Origin of the sequence: Photobacterium sp. BZF1 (assembly GCF_014349205.1) — a bacterium.
Lineage (GTDB): Bacteria > Pseudomonadota > Gammaproteobacteria > Enterobacterales > Vibrionaceae > Photobacterium.
Genome location: NZ_JACSOF010000037.1, coordinates 15,810 through 32,978, shown reverse-complemented (window position 1 = coordinate 32,978; position 17,169 = coordinate 15,810). Strand labels below are relative to the sequence as shown.

The following is a 17,169-nucleotide window of genomic DNA, read 5'->3' as shown; positions in this document are numbered from 1 at the left end:
TTAGCCCTTTTTTATTAATCAGAAAACTGGTTGATAATCAGCTCCCTGAGCCATTTATGGCTGGGATCACTGTCGAACTGTTTGTTCCACAGCAAGAACTGACCGCCGGGCTCGAGGTCGAGCGGTAAGCGCTTTACCACGATTTCCGCTTTATCGACAAACTCACGGACGCATTCATAGGGGTATGTGGTGAGCAAGTCGCTCTTTTCACACATCCTTACGGCACTGGCAATGTCGGACATATTCACCGCATTGTCTAGCTTAAGGCGCTTGTCCGCCAGTACTTCATGCAGCAACCAGGTATTTACCCCGCCGGTGACCACTTGGATATGGCGGTATTTCAAAAAAGTCTCAAGGCTCCATTCCTCATCCAATGCAGGATGCCCTTTGCGCATCACGCAAGAGGAAGCATCTCGCATCAGTTCGACATAACTGAGCGATTCTGGGATCGTCTCAACATGGGTTTTCGCCCGGCTATCCCACTCGAAAATGCCAATGCCAAAGTCCACCTCTCTCCTTTGCAGCCGCTGGATACTGTTTTCGTTCCAGTCGCGGCTGTTAATAGTGATATTCGGTGCTTCGGCTAACGCTTCAGGCAAAAAGCGCGGATATATGGTCGAATAAGCAGTTTCAATCAGGTCAATATTGAATGAACGGGTGCTGCTTTCCGGCTCGAAACGGTCGGGATCGCTGAGCTGGTCAACCTGCAGCAAAATCTGTTGCAACTTCGCTTCGAGAGACAAGGCTTTTGGCGTCGGCAACAAGCCTTTCGATTCCCGCTCAAACAGAGGGTCATCAAATACTTGGCGTAGCTTTGTCAGCTGCTTACTCACTGCGGACTGGGACAGGTATAACTTATCCGCTGCCCGGCTGACACTTCGCTCTTGCAGTAACACATACAGGCAAACCAACAGATTCATATCATTCTTTAGCAGGCGGGATAAATCGATCATGATATTCCTTTGATTCAACTGTTTAATGAAAATATGTCACTTCTAATCATATCATGGTGCCGCTATAGTGCTTGCTAGAATCTACTGTGGGCAGTTCAACCGGCCCAGTTTGAAACAAATTGGAAAGACAATGACCGAATTCGAAAAAATGCTTGCTGGCGAAGACTTTGACGGTGGTGATGAAGGGATTAATGAGATTCGTAACAACGCCGCACACTTATTGATGACCCTAAACCAGACCATTGATGATACCCAGCGGAGTGAGCTGCTTGGCCAACTGATGGGGGAAATGCCAACCTCAAGTATCATCCGCTCCCCTTTCCATTGCGAATTCGGCAAAACCATCTTTATCGGCGAAAAGACATTTCTCAATATGAATGTCACTATGCTGGACGGCGCCAAAATTACCATTGGCAACAATGTACTGATCGGCCCGAATACCCAGTTTTACTGTGCCAGCCACTCTCTGAACTACCTTGAACGGCGCAAATGGGCGACCACCTGCCAACCTATCACTGTTGAAGATGATGTATGGATCGGTGGCAACGTCGTGATCAACCAAGGCGTGACTATCGGTGCCCGTTCCGTTATTGCAGCAAACTCTGTGGTCAACGCAGACGTCCCGCCCGATAGCCTCTACGGTGGCACACCTGCCAAACTGATCCGTCGCATCCACGAAAATGATCAGAATTGATAAACCTGTAGGAAAAACGAAATGAGTGATGAGCATTTCAAAGGGAAATATGAAGTCGAGTTGAAGTACCGCGTAGCGTCAAAAGCGGCTTTCCTTCAGGTAATAGGGACGGTTCCCCACGAAGTCATGCTGCTCGACAATACGGAAACGGATTGGTACTTCGATACTCCTGAGCGCACTCTTGCCACGCAAAACAAGAGCGTTTCTATCCGAGAGATGGAGCCTTCGGGCATTAAATTATGGATAGTCAAAGGCCCAGAGGCTGACCGCTGCGAAGCGACCAATATCACCGATGCAAAAGCCGCCAAAAGCATGTTGGCAACCATGGGCTATGAGCCGTATTTGGTGATGAAGAAAATACGCAGTATTTACTTTGTTGGCCAATACCACATTACCTTGGACTTCCTCGAAGGCATCGGGCACTTCGCTGAGTTTGCCATCATGACCGATGATGAATCACTTCTTGCTAGATATAAAACCGAACTTGAACAGTTGGCTAGCCAGTTTGGTCTGACGGCCGAGGATCTCGAGCATCGCTCATATCGCTCTCTGCATCAAGCCCGTTGCTTTCCAACGGAAAACGCTGGATAAAGTAGAGGCTAAAACCAACCGTCATTCCCTCGGCAAAGACAAAGGCGGCCCAGACCGCCTTGTCTCCAAATAACTCAGGTAACAAGAACAAGCCAAGCAGCACAAACACCAATCCACGTAGCAAGGAGAGAGCCGAAGATTGCTTGGGTTTCGCCAAGGCCTGAAAGTACGTCGCGGTAATAATATTTGCCGCCATTAACGGTGCCGAAATAAAATACCATCTCACTGCCTCGCTAGATAATGCGATTAGAGGTTGGTTATCGTTGATAAACCATTGCACGATTTCAGTTGCAAACATTGCTACCAGCATAGCTGCAGCAAGTCCGGTACAAATGCCATACTTCAACCCTAGGGAAAAGCTCTGCCTTACCCTTAGATAATGTCCGGCACCAAAGTTGTAGCTGATTATCGGCTGGCAGGCCTGGGCAACCCCGAGCAAAAGAAATAGGGCAAAAACACCGAGGTTAACCGTCAAACTGTAAGCAATGAGATAATCTTCGCCGTAGTGGTTAAGCAACACAAAATTGAAAACCACAATGGTAATAGTCAGGGCCGCCTCAATAAAGAAACTCGGCGCACCCATTTCACCAACTCGCTGGATAGTGCGGCGACCAAACCTTGTAATACGCAGCAATAGACGCCCCTTGCCGCTGTAGAAATGGGAAAGCAATATTGCCGACATCACCCACTGGGCAATACCGGTCGCCAGTGCTGCCCCACCAACACCCATGTCAAGCCACCAGATGAATATGACATCCAATACGATGTTGACCAAGGCACCCACAACCATGGCTACCATCGCTAATTTAGGGTGGTTATCGTTTCGAATGAAGCTCGACAGAACCCAGTTAAGGCTGTAACTAAGCAAAAAAGGGAGCAGGTATACTAAGTATTCGCGGCTCAGGGTGAAAATCGCCCCTTCTGCGCCCATTAACTCAAGGACGGGATCCAGCGTAAGCCAACTGACCACGACCAAAGCCGAAAAGACCAACAAAGAAAAGGCTAAGGTTTGTGAAAAAATAGCCTGCCCTTTGCCGGTATTGCTTTTTCCGAACTCAATCGACATCCAAGTGGCACCACCGATACCAAGCATCATGGCGATAGCGGTAAATACCGAGAAGTAAGGGATCACCAAAGAGACCGCACCCAATGCATCGGCACCGACCAAACGGCCAATGAATAGGGTATCGATGAAAATGAACGCACATTTGATCAGCATGCCAGCAACGGCTGGGATCAGGTAGCGGTAGAATGTCTCTCTGACAGGGGCTTGGTTTAAATCATCAGCTAGTGGGTTCATGGTCAATCGGCAGCAGAATAAAGGCTGCGCGATTGTTGCTAAAACACGCAACAATGTCGAGGGCAAAAATACCCACAGCTATGCCGACCAAGCAAAATGATTGTTAAAGAGTATGAATAATGGCGTGTTAACTTGTAGGCGGTTGCCTTGATGGCTTGAGTTCTACCACATTCCCTTCAGGGTCTTGGATATAGAGCGAACGGCCAAACCCTTCGGCGCCATAGCGTTCGGCAAAGCCCTCGCAGGCAATATTATGTTGGGATAAATACTCAAGGAGTACATGTTCCTCAACAGGCACGATCTGCAAGCAAAAGTGATCGACATTACGGCCATCTTGGCTGGGCGGTTTACCGCCTAACTGGCCGAGCTGGCTGTCAACCGTAACAAGATCGATCAACGCATTACCGGCACGCAATTGTACTAGCCCCATTTCCTTGGGTAGTTCTCGCTCCAATTTCGCACCGAGTACTTGGCAATAAAAATTGAGCATATCAGGCAGTTTGGTGGTTCTTAGCACTAGATGGTCAATCCCTTCGAGTTTTATCATCCCCGCTCCCGTTACCCTGTCATCGATACCAACAAACACGCATAGTGAGTAGTTTTCGCTTCTTGTTGGTTTTTCACTTTTCACCCTCACTATTACTCAGTGTGGACGAAGTTAAAAATTCCAGCGAATCTGGGCAAACAGCAAGGTGCTGGCCGTTTCACCAAACAAGCTATTGCCGCTGCCATCAAAACGTTGGATAACACCAAGTAGTTGCCAGTCATCTGCCAGCGAGTAGCTGTTGCTGGCCCCGACAAAATACGAACCGTCATCATAGTAGGATGCTGACAACGTCAGCCGGCTCAGTGGTGTCACATCCAGACTGGCATCGGCATAGGCCGTCCAACGGGTAAAGCTCAAGGTTCTGGCTGTCAACGGCAGGTTCAAAAAGGCAATGGCATTTTGTGGGTCTTGCGGGTTTGAAATGTATAACACCGCCCCCCGTACCATCCAGTTTCGCTGGCCGCCAAAGCTGTAATCCGTTTCGAGGGTGGCGACAGCAGTGTGTCCAAGCTCTTCACCTTGCCATTGATCTTTGCTTGGTTCAAACCAAGTAAACTCCCCCCTCAAACCCGCACCTTGGACATCTCCAGCAAAGCCAGCGCCAATAACGTTATCCAGCAAGGACTTCCCAGCCAATACCTGATAATCCCATCCTTTATGGTTGAATAAGTAGCGGCCTGCGTAGCTGTTCAAATCACTGTCGGAGTTGGGGTTAACCACGACATCAACCGAACTGGCAAAACCCAGCTTGCGGCTGACCATAACCGCATCGCTACCCGCTCGCTCTTCATAATCAAAATCATAGATAGAATAAGAATTGAAGATATCGTTTGGGTTCCATAACGTCGCCATGGCCCAGTTTATACGAAAACGGCCACCTCTAACCTGCCAGTCATCACGCTGCCAGTTGACATAAAGGCGATCGAATTGGCTGTTACCCACGACACCTTTTTTATCCAGCCAGTTTTTCGATAAATCCATGTAACCGGTATCTATCGCTACCAGTTCGCCATAGCCGGGGATTTCTGCCGTATCACCAAACAACAAACGGTTACGCATCCCGGCATTGAAACGTAGCTGTTCATTAAAACGATATTCGAAGTTGAAACGCTGATGAATGAGGTGGTCAAGGCCGTTCGAACCTTCGTCTGGCAATGTCCCAGTCGCCATGTACTTCACATAGCCGTTGAGATCCCAGTTTTTTTCAGGCTCTAGCCCTGGGATCTGCGCATTGGCCACCGGAGTAATTACTGCCAGAAAAGCGGCTAAAGAGACTATTTGGCCTACCCTAGTTTTACGCCCAACGGTTAAGGCTTCCTTTGGCTTTGGCATCCAGTTCACTGGCGGCGGTCCTCTTTGAGTTGCCCATCCTCAAATACGATCACCCGTTTGGCCCGCTTGATCACCCTTGGGTCATGGGTGGAAAAGATAAAGGTAGTCCCTTCCTTCTCGTTAAGCTGTTGCATAATATCCAGCAGCTCTGAGGTACTTTGGGCATCTAGGTTGGCTGTGGGCTCATCGGCCATCACAAATCGTGGACGGGGAGCGAGTGCCCTAGCTACCGCAACCCGCTGCTGCTGGCCGCCGGACAATTTAGCCGGACGCTTGTGCTGCTGGTCCTCAAGCCCTACTTGGGTAAGTAACTCTCCTGCCCGCCGACGACACGTGGCTTCATCATGCCCTTGCAGTTGCATCACGAATTCGACATTTTCCAGTGCAGTCAGCACAGGTAACAAACTGTAATCTTGGAAAATAAAACCGATATGATCCCGGCGGAAGGCAATTAGCGCCTTTTCATCTAACTGGCAAATATCGCAGTCATCAATATGAACACTTCCGGAGCTCGGGCTGTCGATGCCACCAATCATGTTGAGCAAGGTTGTCTTCCCTGAACCAGAAGGCCCCATGATCGCGACAAACTCCCCCTGCTCGACAGTAAGATCGAGAGCTCTTACCGCATGAACCGGAAAATCACTGTCAGGATTATAAATTTTGCACAATTTATTGATTGATATAGTCATTATTTTATCTCTGTCAGTGCTTGTCAGCCATGGCATCAACAGGCCGTTGTTTGAGAATTTGCCGTGCTGGATAAAGCGCCGCCAACAGGCTCGCAGCAACAACCGTGAAGAAAATCATTTGGTATTCAGTAAAGGTCACTTGGGGATATAGCAAAGTATCGACGCCAAACGCCCCTAAACCCTCGGCCATGGCCCCGAGCGGTATCCCGGTATATTGCAACACACCGATGACGATCAGGCTCGCGAGTAAACCAAGGCCTGCACCGGTGATTCCAAGCCATGCGGTTTCGAGCATGATCAGAATAAAGACACGATGCTTTTGCATCCCCACCGCCATCAATACACCAAATTCACGAGTGCGCTCGAAGACCGACATCAACATGATATTGACAATACCAAAGCCCATTGCCACCACAAAAATACCGAGCATAATGGCATTACTCAGCCCCTGCTGATTGATTAGCGAGGCTAATAAAGGCTGCACCTGCTGCCAGTCGCGGATACGGTTACCCACGGGTATGGCTTCATCGTCCCTCAATCGCTTTGCTTGCAACATGGCGGCATCATCACTATCGAGCAGCACAGCCACTTCATGGGCACCTTCAATGCCAGCCAGAGCAGTAAGATCAGCCCGGCGGACAAAGACATTGCTGTCATCAAAGCTGGTTGATGGCGTTTTGAAGATCCCTCTGATCCTGAAAGCGGCTCCGCTGACATCGCCAGAAGCATCGGTGAAAGTCAGGACCACCTTGGAGCCGATACGTAATTTAAGGCGGGACGCCGTTTTCTCAGAAACCAGTACTGGATTGCGGCCCTCTTCGCTTAGCCACTCCCCTTGGGTAATGTTATCAGCCAAAGGGGTCACTGTTGATTCTGCTTGTGTATCGATACCGTTGATACGGACGCCGCGGTTACTGCGTGCTGATGCCACCATGCCATCAGCAATGAACCGTGCAGACCAGCCTTTCAAGCCAGGTATCGCCGCAACGGCTTTCTCAACGTCGGGTAAATCTACAATGGTGTGCTTGATATCAGGATCATCAAGGTAAAGCGTGTTCTGGACTTGAATATGGCTGGTCTGCCAGGCAATAGCATTGTGGATCATGCTGCCGTACATGCCTGACAGGAACCCCATCATGGCAACGACCCCTATTAAGCCAAATACCATAGCGCCTAGCATGATGCCGGTACGTAGTTTATTGCGCCAGAGGTTACGCCAAGCCAATTTGAATAACATATCACTTCGCATAGCCGCCTCCCTTCAGTGCCTTGACCACTTCCAGCCGACGAACCCGCCACATCGGATAGACAAGGCAAACCACTAACAGCACCATGACGATGATAATTTGATCAAGCATAAGCATTGGGTCGAGCGCCATGGGCAGGATAGGATCCCACCCCATTTCAAGCACTAATTCAGCAGTCTCACCCGTCAACGCTATTGGATTGATATAGAACCACACCAAGACAGGCAGAGTGATCACCATCCCTATCACGATCCCAAGCAAACCAATCATCAAGGATTCCAACCCAATCAAAGTGATGATTTTTCGCTTGAGCATGCCAGTTGCTAGCATCACGCCAAATTCACGCTGGCGCTCCAACGTCATCATCAGCAAGGTAGCAAACAAGCCAAAGCCAACAACGCCATACAGCAGGTACATGATGAAAATGCCACCAGCCTTATCCATCAAAATTTGCTGGGCCATTTCCGGTGCGAGATCCTGCCAATCCCAGACATTGACCTCATCGCCATACGTTTGTCTAAGCTGGGTTTCCGTCGTGTCTAATTGGCCAAGCGGCTTGATATCCAATACCCATGCGGTTACCTGCTCCCCGGTGCTGTAGAGGGTTTGAGCGAGGGCGATTGGCATATAGACCAACTGGTTGTCTAGCTGGGCAACAGGGAAATCCAAGATACCTTTTACCCGATAAAGCCCTGCTGCGGTTTGTCCTCGGTAGCCCTGGCCATAGAGGATCAGCTCATCGCCAACGTCTAAACCAAAATAACGGGCAACCCCTTCGCCAATGAGAACTTGCTCATCGTCAGGCGACAAGAACTCCCCCTTCGCCAAACGATTTGAAATGTTGGAATAACTATCTTCTGCTTGCGTATCGACCCCAAGCACCATCACACCTTTGGACTTGTCCCCAGATGCCGCCAAGGCAAACGACTCGATACGAGGGAGAATTCGATCGACTGCCGGGTTCGATGATACAGGCCCAATAAAGGCCTTATCCATCGGCAACAGGTCATCGATACTGTTACTTTCAGCAAATTCCGGATGTTGTAACTGAATAAGCCCAGTATAAAAACGGGCGGCATTTTCGATATTGTTGGCGTACGTCCCCTCCTGCAAGCTGCGCATGAACAGTGATAAGGCCAACGTCAGCGCCAAGGCCGCAGCGGTAAGGATGGTCCGCCGCTTCTGCCGCCAGATATTTCGCCAAGCTAATTTCAGTAACATGGTTCTTCCTTGATTTCTTGTCCCTTATCGCTAATCACGCAGAGACTTCATCTGACTTTGGGAGAAGAAACTTTCTTTTATCGGGAAGTTGAATTGAGCCTGATGGGTAATAATTTCAGTTTTATTGCCCGGCTTATCGGCTGGCAGCATTTCCATCCGCGAGGCAACCTGACGGCCACCCATGTATTTCACATCATAGGTGTTCATGGTGTTGATCAGATCGTCAAACTCATCGTAGAACTCAACCTTGCGTTGCAAGTAGGTCTGCTTAGAAATCCAAAGCCGGACCTTGCTCCAGACAACTGGCGCATTGGGTTTGGCGGTGGCATCGATAACCCAGCTTGCATCATTATCAAACACTTCGGTCCCCACCATCTTATGAGTGTAATCCACCACAATCGATGACTGGTTAATCAAATCATCATTGGTAAAATCCGAGCCCATCCAAGACTGACCCAACATAGAAGGGGCTATTTTTACCACCCGTTCAATACTCGGTAGCCAGTTCCACATTTCCCGGTAACGTTTGAGCGAGGCACTGCCTTTGTCTTTGGCCGGCGCGGTCACCAACACCAACGACAAATCTTGCCCTTTGGTCCAGCTTTTCATACTCATAGTGCGGGTCCAGTCAGGGCGCACAATACGCATGGTTGACTCGGTATAACTGGAGTCACCCCGCATCTGCTGATCAGACTTTCTGACGATTGATGTAGCCGACTCTGCCAATACCCAAGTGGGTAGATAGGCGAGGATAACCAATAAAACCTTAAGTGATCGCATCCCTATTCTCCTTCGTCAGTAAACCAGGCCTGCAGCAATTGGTCGTCAATCAAAGGCAGACTGCCAGGCGTCGCCCCAACCATGCGCTCAAGCACGAGTTGAGTCGCTTTTACCTCTACAACAACTTCATCCAGCAAACCTGACATCTTGTCGGTGTTTAGCATTTTTCGGGTGAGTTCTTCCGAAAAGCCGTTCAGTACGCTGACCATCAGCCTAGCCGTCACTGTGGTAGAAGGCGCATCAAAGACCTTTTCTTGATTGCCCTGATGCAAAATGACTTCGTAATAGCTTGCAAGCAAAGCACTGACTTTTTGCATGAAGTTGTGTTTCAGCTGTAGGTTTTCATCCATGTTGATGATCTTAAAGAAACCCAGCATGATTTCCTTCTGGCCAACTTCCCATTGGTTAGTTCGACGCAGCAGGGTTTCCCACTTGGTCAAAGCATTGAGGTTGGGATCATCGACCAAGCCCCCGATTAACTGGCGGTATTGCACCAGCATGTCATCACTCCACGCTTCCAGCACCGCTTGCTTAGAGTCAAAATGGTGGTAAAACGCTCCTTTGGATACCCCTACATACTGGATGAGGTCATTGACCGAGGTATTGGCATACCCTTTGGAGAAAAACAGTTCATAGGCTGCAGCAATGAACTCAGTTCGTCGCTCCTGCGGCGATTTTACAACTCTTGACATACCCTGCCCTCAGAGACCGACCGACGGTCGGTATGTAAAAATCATATTCCTGTTTGGTATATTTTTCAATCAAAAGGTTCTAGCTCACCTGTGAACAAAAGCACTACCCCTTTCGTAGTAGACAATGACAATCGAGATAGGACTCAAGTGAGGTTCCCATGACTTTCAAACAGATCGGTATTGCAGCGTTAATGATGTCAGCCAGCTCTATGACACTGGCCGATATACGCGTCATTGATTCACAAGCAGGTAGTTGGGTTCGCGTCACCGAGCAAGGCCAACCGGCTGCTAACGCACGGGTGAGTGTTAACAACAAGTCGAACCGAGGCCGAGTGTTCACGACTAATGAACGGGGTGAAGTCTTTATACCGCTCTACACCAGGCATTCTCAGGTACTTGAGTATTCGGTGTTAACTGAAAATGGTAACGAGTATTCTGAAACCGCCTTACATACAAAAAGCTCAGACAACTAACACCAAGGGAGCCAGTTACCACACATAGCTGGCTCCTTCATTTCCCCCTCTTTACATAGCTTTGCATTTCAACCGGTTTCATTGACCTTGGCTGATTTACACTAGGTACTCGGCCTATTTTGCTTAGCTTTTAAAACACTATCTAACATGAAACCTATCCGCCCCAACCTGACCAACTACGACGTTACCCGCTTGCTTGAAAGACACCTTGCCGATATGGAGAAAAGAATGTGGCGTAGGATGATCATGATGATTGTTCTGGTCGCCGGTTTATTTTCTGGAGTGAATTACCTTATCTATACTGATCTAAAGCAGTTGTCTACCGACGCGATTCGCTACTCCATCGAAGCCAAGCATCACCTTCTTTTGATTGAAAGTGTAATAAGCGAAGAAGGTGAAACCCCAACAATGTCAGGGTAAGTTGTAGAGAGGTTTACATGACATTCAAACAGGCAAGTATCGCAGCACTTATGTTATCTGCAAGTTCACTCGCTTTTGCTGATATCCGAATTGTTGACACCCAAGCAGGGAGTTGGGTAAAAGTAACCGAAAATGGCAAACCGGCCGCCAATGCCAGAGTCAGTGTGAGCAACCCGGCCAACCGAGGAAAAGTGTACAAAACCAATGAGCATGGTGAAGTCTATATTCCTTTGTATACCCGTACCTCAAGCACTCTCACCTACTCAATACTGACTGAAGAGAGAAATGAGTATACCCGGCGAAGCCTTCATACCAACAGTTTCGATTAATCAGCTAGTTGAATATCTAATTGCTTCAATGAAAAAGCCAGCTCGGTGAGCTGGCTTTCAATTAATGGCCTTTAGTCAAAATGATTAATTTTTGAAAAACTCACGGTATAGCATATACATATGGGCTGCACTCCAAGAGAAGTTCGACGCCCCTTGTACCGCTCCGGTTTCAGGGTTGTAGTTTTCTCGAATCGCTCCGTCTTCCGTCATCCCTTCGGCATTGGCAAACAACTCATTGGCCATATGAACTGCTTCTGTACCGTAGCCATATTGTTCCATAGCACGGACACCAAAGTAGAATTGGTCTAGCCACACACGGCCACGCCAGTAAATATCAGCATGATAAGCCGGGTTGGTTTGTGATGCTGTTGGTAGCGATATACCCTCACCTAAGTATTTTTCTGACGTATTGAACTCATCTGGGTTCATCATGGTTTGAACCACTTTATCAGCCAGTTCTTGTGTTGCGGCGCCATTGAATAATGGTCCCCATCCTTCAGGGCCGCGCCCACGCTCAACAATCGGCTCACCAGCACAGGCAATACCGTTTTTCATCACAGGTGTTGGCTTGCCATCTTGGTCAACATCCATGTGAATGTCGTAGAAGAACTCCGTATTCGCATCGAACATACAGGTATTGATGTAGTCTTTGATTGCTACCGCACCATCTAGGAACTCCTGCCCCCGCTGTTTACCCGGTACATTGTCAGATACCAGTGTTGCCATTTCTGCCAAGTACTTGTTATCAGAGTACATGTACGATGCTTGGTCGACTGACTCCTGCAACATAGAGAAACCTAACAGTTCATCATTGCTACCGCGGTTTTCAGCAAAACGTACTTCCCAGTCTTTCTTCGCCGCTTCGATATCACCGCCATGGTTAGCGTCGGCATAGTCTTTTAGCTGCTCCGCCGAAATAAAGCCAAAGCGGGCGGCGTTATCCATACCCGATTCCCAGCCAGCCGCTTCTTGAGCACCAACGTGAAGCTCTTGGTAAACCACTTCATCAAGAATGGAGTTGTAGTTATCCATTCCTTTGACTTTGTAATCATCCCCATCTTGCTCAAGGATGTTCTCTTGGCCAAATTTGGCGACAAGGTCTTCTTTGGTCGTCACCCACACATACATGTGGCCATCATCGGTGTTATGCGACGGATCCACCGCAGCACCGTATTCTGGTACACCATTGCCATTGTGGTCGCGGTTGGTCAGCCACCAGTCGTGATACGCCACCAGCTTCGGATACATCTCATCTATCCATGCCTGAGCATCTGCCGGACGGTCGAACTCGTTTTTCAGTGCGTTATACACTTCCATCACCGACCATGCCGCCAAAGAAGGTTTGGTGTTACGCTCATTCCAGTTCTCGGAACCAGCACCCCCCCGGTTTTCCGGCAAGGTGTAAGTCACCACATCCAGCAAGTAACCCTTATCCTGAGGACGAATAGGATCATCTTCCTTCACCTGATATTCGAAAACGGTTCGGATGTTGTCCATAGCCACATCTGGATTGAAATGTGCCATCGCATAAGCTTGCTTCCAGGTATCCCAAGGCCAAGTCAGGTTGCCAGAGAACCAGCGTGCGGTCACTGATGGGGTAACCGTTGCTTGGTGAACATCACCCGCTGCAGAGCGCCAGTTACCATTAAGAGTCATGATGGCTTTCACGCCGACCCTTGCCTGCTCTTTAGTGGCTTGGTCATTGACCATTCCTGATGTCAGATAGCCTGCCCAACGCTCATCAGTTGCTAGCATGTATGATTGAGGACTGTTAAAAATATCCGTTACCTTATTCTTTTCTTTGGCAACTTCCGCATTGTTGTGCAAGTGAGAGTAAGTAGTGTAAATGCTTACACTCCCCTTCGCCGCGAGCGGTTGCTCGGCAACCGAGGCAAACGAAATTTCATTTGGCATCACGTGAGTCTGGGTGCTGACAGAGCGGGCAATGCGGAACTCGCTGTCATCATCGTTACGGATTGCCCAGTTACCTTTCATGTCTCCGAAGGTGATAGCGATACCGTTCTCTGTGGTATGGATTTGGCGATTGTAATCTGGGTATGCCTGATCAACCGTCAGGTTTTCGTTACCTTCTGTCGAAAGCGCTTTTTGCAGTAGTTCCCCATCCCAGAGTAACTGCAAATCCATGTCTTGGTTAGTCAGGTTGGTTAACTTGGTCTCAACCAGTGAGGTGCGATCAGTGACAAAGCGCAATACCATTTGCACTTCTAACCTGTCCGTCTTGAGAATTTGTACCAATGCCCCCGGTGTGCTGTATATCTCAGCATCTGCCGATGAAAGGTCAAACACTTCGCCACTGATACTGTCGGTAATATGGAGCTTGTCGAAAGTCTGGCCAGACATGAAGTGGGCATACTCCTGCGTGACCTGCATGATACCGCCAAATGAGCCATAGCCTTGCTCATCAGCCGGCAGCAAATGACCATGCCAAGCGCCTTTATCGACAAAAGCGTTGTATTTCAGGTTGCTGTACTGATCATAATCACGCAGGTACTCTGGCGACCCCGTTCTATCAATCACATTGATAAACTCATTGTTCGGCAAACCCGCTTCTTTCTCTGAAGAACTACTGCTGCTGTTACATCCTGCCAATGCGACAACGGAACCAATCAACACGGCTAAACACGTTTTACGAAAAGTCATTCAATTATCCCCAATGCCACCTGATGCCATGCTCTGATTGAGTCTTATTTTGCTGGCAGGTGGTGTTTATTTATTTCAATTAACAAGCTCGTTTCTTAGCGGGGGGAATAATAATAAGTAAAAATTTAACTAAAATAGATCGCAGTCACAGTAAAATATTTCAGTAAAACAATTAACGAATTGAAAGTGAATAATATGAATAAACCATTGAAATTAAATTCAATATGATGATTTTTTGTGGAATTAAAATCACAGGGTCATTTTTACTACCGGGTAGTATTTTGAAAGCAGATCACTGTTGGCAAGTAAGTTTTTTTGTTACCTGAATAAATGGGGAAATTTACCGAACCACGATATTGATGGACTCGATATCACAGTATCTGGTTTGACCACATTAGTCGAAGCCGCTTTTCAATCCCCAACGTAACGTCCAGCTCTCTTATGTAACAGTAAATTCCTGTCGGTACCACCTCGCATGGAGCAAAAAACAGCCCGTACTTTTATGCAAATACTACTCTCTGCACAAAATACTATTTGGGCTCTGTAAAACACCCTTCGCATAGCAAATGCTACCTAGTAATAAAGTAAAAACGGACAAAAAAAAGCCAGCTCATTTGAGCTAGCTTCTATAAATTGATTTACTGCTTTTAGCTAATTACTCAGCAAGCATACGACGTGCGGCGTCGACCACAACTTTGATTGAACGCGCTTCTGTTTCTTTCAAGGTCGCATGGTCTGGGATCTCTTTCTGAGTACGGTTGATGATAACACCCGCCACACAGCCAGCTCGTAGACCAGAGCTTGCACACATAGTTAGCAGTGTCGCTGACTCCATTTCGAAGTTCAGAACGCCCATTTCCTGCCACTCTTTCATCGAGCCCTGGAAACGACGAACTACGCGGCCAGAGAATGTGTCGTAGCGCTCTTGACCTGGGTAGAAGGTATCGCTTGAAGCCGTAACACCAGTGTGCACTTTCGCACCATCAGCATCACAGGCTGCTTTCATTGCTGTAGCAACATCAAAGTCAGCAACGGCTGGGAATTCCATTGGCGCAAAGTGCAGGCTCGCACCGTCTAGGCGTACGGAACCGGTAGAAACGATCATGTCACCAACATTGATGTGCGGCTGGATAGCACCCGTTGTACCTACGCGAAGGAAAGTGCGTACACCCAACTGAGCCAACTCTTCAACGGCAATTGAAGTAGATGGGCCACCGATGCCAGTAGAACAAACAACAACAGACTTACCGTCCAATTTCGCACGGTACACCGTGTATTCACGGGAGCTTGCTAGGAACTCAGGGTTATCCATTAGGTTAGCGATTTTTTCAACACGTGCTGGGTCACCAGGAATAATGGCAAGCTCCGCACCGTTAAGATCTGCTTTGTTCACACCCAAATGGAATACTGCGTTGTCAGACATAATCATATCCTTTCTATTGTTGCCGCCTGATAGGGAAATAGAGGCCAGCGGCTGATTCATTTTGTTTATACCCAAATGGCTTCAACAGGAAGACGCCAGCGTTAAAGTAACTCTCTGGTAATCATTTGGGTATAAACAGTTTCTGCATAACTGTGCTCGTAAAACACTTAATTACGATAGCTGATTAAAATCAGCATTTGAGTGATCACAGTCACAGTAAACAAAATCCAATGATTTTCACGTTACATAAATTCGTGATACCGATCACCAAAAATCGTTTGCGCGTGCGGTTTATCACACTATTTTTTCTTATTGAGTTAAACGATAATAGCCGCTTATTTTTTCAAAAATCCTGCACTGCCAAGTCAGTATAGTTAACTGCAAGGACGTTAATTAATGATCGACTTCGCCATTTTGGCTGTATTTATTCCCACTTTCTTTTTTGTCTCTGTTACGCCCGGCATGTGCATGACGCTATCAATGACTCTCGGAATGACGATTGGGGTTCGCAGAAGCCTGCCGATGATGTGGGGGGAATTGATTGGTGTGGCGCTGGTGTCCATCGCTTCAGTGATTGGTGTAGCCGCGATTATGCTGAACTACCCAGCTATCTTCTTGTTCCTAAAGTATGTTGGTGGTGGCTACTTGTTCTGGCTTGGTATTCAGATGTGGCGCTCCCGTGGCAAGTTGGCCATTCCGGATAATCTCGATGAAGAGGTTGATACTTCCCCAATAGGGCTGGCGATGCAAGGGTTTGTAACTGCCATTGCCAACCCGAAAGGCTGGGCATTTATGATTTCGCTCTTGCCTCCTTTCATCAATACCGATAATGCTCTAGTACCGCAACTATCAGTGCTGATCACCATTATCCTTATCACCGAGTTTAGCTGCCTGCTGCTTTATGCAAGTGGTGGCCGTACATTGCGCCGTTTCCTGCAACAGCGCGGCAATGTCCAGATGCTAAACCGTATTGCCGGCTCCTTGATGATGGGGGTTGGGGTATGGTTAGCGGCAGGGTAAAAAGTTGAGAAGATCCGAGGTGGGCGACTATCGCCCACCTGCCAAATCTATAAATGAGCCAGTCACATAAGACGCCTCATCAGACAACAGCCATGCAATAGCATTGGCGACCTCTTCTGGTGTCCCGCCTCGTTGCAAAGGAATATTCGGTGCCAAACGCTCAACCCGACCCGGCTCTCCCCCATCAGCATGCATCTCGGTATGGATAAAACCCGGCCTAACGCCATTGACCCGAATACCCTGGCCCGCCACTTCAAGTGACAACCCTTTTGTCATTGCGTCCATCGCACCTTTGCTGGCCGCATAATCAATATATTCAAATGGTGCACCGGTTCTGGCAGCAGCAGATGAAACATTGACGATTGCTCCGCCATCGGTGAACCTTTTTATTGCTTCCCGGCAGCATAAAAAGCAACTGGTAACATTGGCCACCATCATTTTGTTGAAACGCTCCACATCCATATCCACCAGTTTTGACTGGGGAAGTAATATTGCAGCGTTGTTTACAAGGTAGTTCGCCCTACCAAACTGCCTTTCTGTTGCCTCAAACAAGGCAATGACCTCTTGCTCATCACTGACATCCGCCCTAAAGGCAAAGGCTTTCCCTCCCCTTTGCGAAATAATGTTTACTATTTCATCAGCCCTTTTTTGATTTGCCACATAATTCACGCAAACCGAGTATCCCTCTGTGGCTAACTTGATTGCTGTTGCCGCACCAATTCCCCGGCTAGAGCCTGTAACAATCGCGACTTTATTTTCCATCAGGCTTCCCTTTTACTAACTTGTTATTTTATTTT

18 protein-coding genes are annotated in these 17,169 nt (G+C 48.2%); 6 read left to right on the top strand and 12 right to left on the bottom strand.

The features are described 5' to 3' along the window. Positions 1-14: 14 nt before the first annotated feature. Positions 15-953: a LysR substrate-binding domain-containing protein gene (locus BIZ37_RS10415; RefSeq protein WP_187461440.1), complete on the bottom strand. Its 939-nt coding sequence runs from the start codon at positions 951-953 to the stop codon at positions 15-17. A gap of 130 nt (positions 954-1,083) precedes the next feature. Between BIZ37_RS10415 and BIZ37_RS10410 the strand changes: the two genes are divergently transcribed. Continuing rightward, entirely contained in the window at positions 1,084-1,647 is a 564-nt protein-coding gene (locus tag BIZ37_RS10410; protein WP_187461439.1) for a sugar O-acetyltransferase, read from the top strand. 21 nt (positions 1,648-1,668) lie between these two features. Further along, the gene (cyaB, locus tag BIZ37_RS10405) at positions 1,669-2,238 is read left to right on the top strand and encodes a class IV adenylate cyclase (RefSeq protein ID WP_187461438.1); all 570 of its coding nucleotides are present in this window, start codon (positions 1,669-1,671) and stop codon (positions 2,236-2,238) included. On the opposite strand, the gene BIZ37_RS10400 is transcribed toward cyaB, so the two are convergent. From BIZ37_RS10400 to BIZ37_RS10365, 8 genes are all read right to left on the bottom strand, one after another. Next, on the bottom strand, positions 2,144-3,538 hold the full coding sequence (locus tag BIZ37_RS10400) for an MATE family efflux transporter (RefSeq protein ID WP_187461437.1): 1,395 nt from the start codon (positions 3,536-3,538) through the stop codon (positions 2,144-2,146). The genes cyaB and BIZ37_RS10400 overlap by 95 nt on opposite strands. 127 nt (positions 3,539-3,665) lie before the next feature. Then, complete coding sequence (locus BIZ37_RS10395; protein WP_187461457.1) at positions 3,666-4,085, bottom strand: VOC family protein; 420 nt, start codon at positions 4,083-4,085, stop codon at positions 3,666-3,668. 111 nt (positions 4,086-4,196) lie between these two features. Beyond that, positions 4,197-5,417 carry a hypothetical protein gene (locus tag BIZ37_RS10390; protein ID WP_255526731.1) on the bottom strand — a complete coding sequence of 407 codons (1,221 nt, stop codon included), beginning with the start codon at positions 5,415-5,417 and terminating at the stop codon, positions 4,197-4,199. Between the two features lie 5 nt (positions 5,418-5,422). Further along, positions 5,423-6,106 carry an ABC transporter ATP-binding protein gene (locus BIZ37_RS10385; protein WP_187461436.1) on the bottom strand — a complete coding sequence of 228 codons (684 nt, stop codon included), beginning with the start codon at positions 6,104-6,106 and terminating at the stop codon, positions 5,423-5,425. Positions 6,107-6,119: 13 nt separating this feature from the next. After that, positions 6,120-7,343: an FtsX-like permease family protein gene (locus BIZ37_RS10380; protein ID WP_187461455.1), complete on the bottom strand. Its 1,224-nt coding sequence runs from the start codon at positions 7,341-7,343 to the stop codon at positions 6,120-6,122. Between the two features lies 1 nt (position 7,344). Then, positions 7,345-8,574, bottom strand: coding sequence for an ABC transporter permease (locus BIZ37_RS10375; protein ID WP_187461435.1), 1,230 nt, complete (start codon positions 8,572-8,574; stop codon positions 7,345-7,347). 30 nt (positions 8,575-8,604) lie between these two features. After that, positions 8,605-9,354: an outer membrane lipoprotein-sorting protein gene (locus BIZ37_RS10370; RefSeq protein ID WP_187461434.1), complete on the bottom strand. Its 750-nt coding sequence runs from the start codon at positions 9,352-9,354 to the stop codon at positions 8,605-8,607. A 2-nt stretch (positions 9,355-9,356) separates the two neighbouring features. Then, the gene (locus BIZ37_RS10365) at positions 9,357-10,046 is read right to left on the bottom strand and encodes a TetR/AcrR family transcriptional regulator (RefSeq protein ID WP_187461433.1); all 690 of its coding nucleotides are present in this window, start codon (positions 10,044-10,046) and stop codon (positions 9,357-9,359) included. A 158-nt stretch (positions 10,047-10,204) separates the two neighbouring features. On the opposite strand from BIZ37_RS10365, the gene BIZ37_RS10360 reads away from it, so the two are divergent. The 3 genes from BIZ37_RS10360 (at position 10,205) to BIZ37_RS10350 (ending at position 11,268) form a co-directional block, all read left to right on the top strand. Further along, on the top strand, positions 10,205-10,519 hold the full coding sequence (locus tag BIZ37_RS10360; RefSeq protein ID WP_107300105.1) for a hypothetical protein: 315 nt from the start codon (positions 10,205-10,207) through the stop codon (positions 10,517-10,519). 147 nt (positions 10,520-10,666) lie between these two features. Then, positions 10,667-10,939 (top strand): hypothetical protein, encoded by a 273-nt coding sequence (locus BIZ37_RS10355; RefSeq protein ID WP_187461432.1) that lies wholly within the window; start codon positions 10,667-10,669, stop codon positions 10,937-10,939. Positions 10,940-10,956: 17 nt separating this feature from the next. Then, the gene (locus BIZ37_RS10350; protein ID WP_187461431.1) at positions 10,957-11,268 is read left to right on the top strand and encodes a hypothetical protein; all 312 of its coding nucleotides are present in this window, start codon (positions 10,957-10,959) and stop codon (positions 11,266-11,268) included. An 84-nt stretch (positions 11,269-11,352) separates the two neighbouring features. Here the strand turns inward: BIZ37_RS10350 and ygjK are convergent, their stop codons facing one another. Together ygjK and udp are read right to left on the bottom strand one after the other, a co-directional pair. Then, complete coding sequence (gene ygjK / locus BIZ37_RS10345) at positions 11,353-13,929, bottom strand: alpha-glucosidase (RefSeq protein ID WP_187461430.1); 2,577 nt, start codon at positions 13,927-13,929, stop codon at positions 11,353-11,355. 655 nt (positions 13,930-14,584) lie between these two features. Further along, complete coding sequence (udp, locus tag BIZ37_RS10340) at positions 14,585-15,352, bottom strand: uridine phosphorylase (protein ID WP_107300108.1); 768 nt, start codon at positions 15,350-15,352, stop codon at positions 14,585-14,587. A 396-nt stretch (positions 15,353-15,748) separates the two neighbouring features. Between udp and BIZ37_RS10335 the strand changes: the two genes are divergently transcribed. Beyond that, positions 15,749-16,372 carry a LysE family translocator gene (locus BIZ37_RS10335; RefSeq protein ID WP_187461429.1) on the top strand — a complete coding sequence of 208 codons (624 nt, stop codon included), beginning with the start codon at positions 15,749-15,751 and terminating at the stop codon, positions 16,370-16,372. Between the two features lie 27 nt (positions 16,373-16,399). Here the strand turns inward: BIZ37_RS10335 and BIZ37_RS10330 are convergent, their stop codons facing one another. Then, positions 16,400-17,134, bottom strand: a complete 735-nt coding sequence (locus BIZ37_RS10330; protein WP_187461428.1) for a glucose 1-dehydrogenase — start codon at positions 17,132-17,134, stop codon at positions 16,400-16,402. Positions 17,135-17,169: the final 35 nt, after the last annotated feature.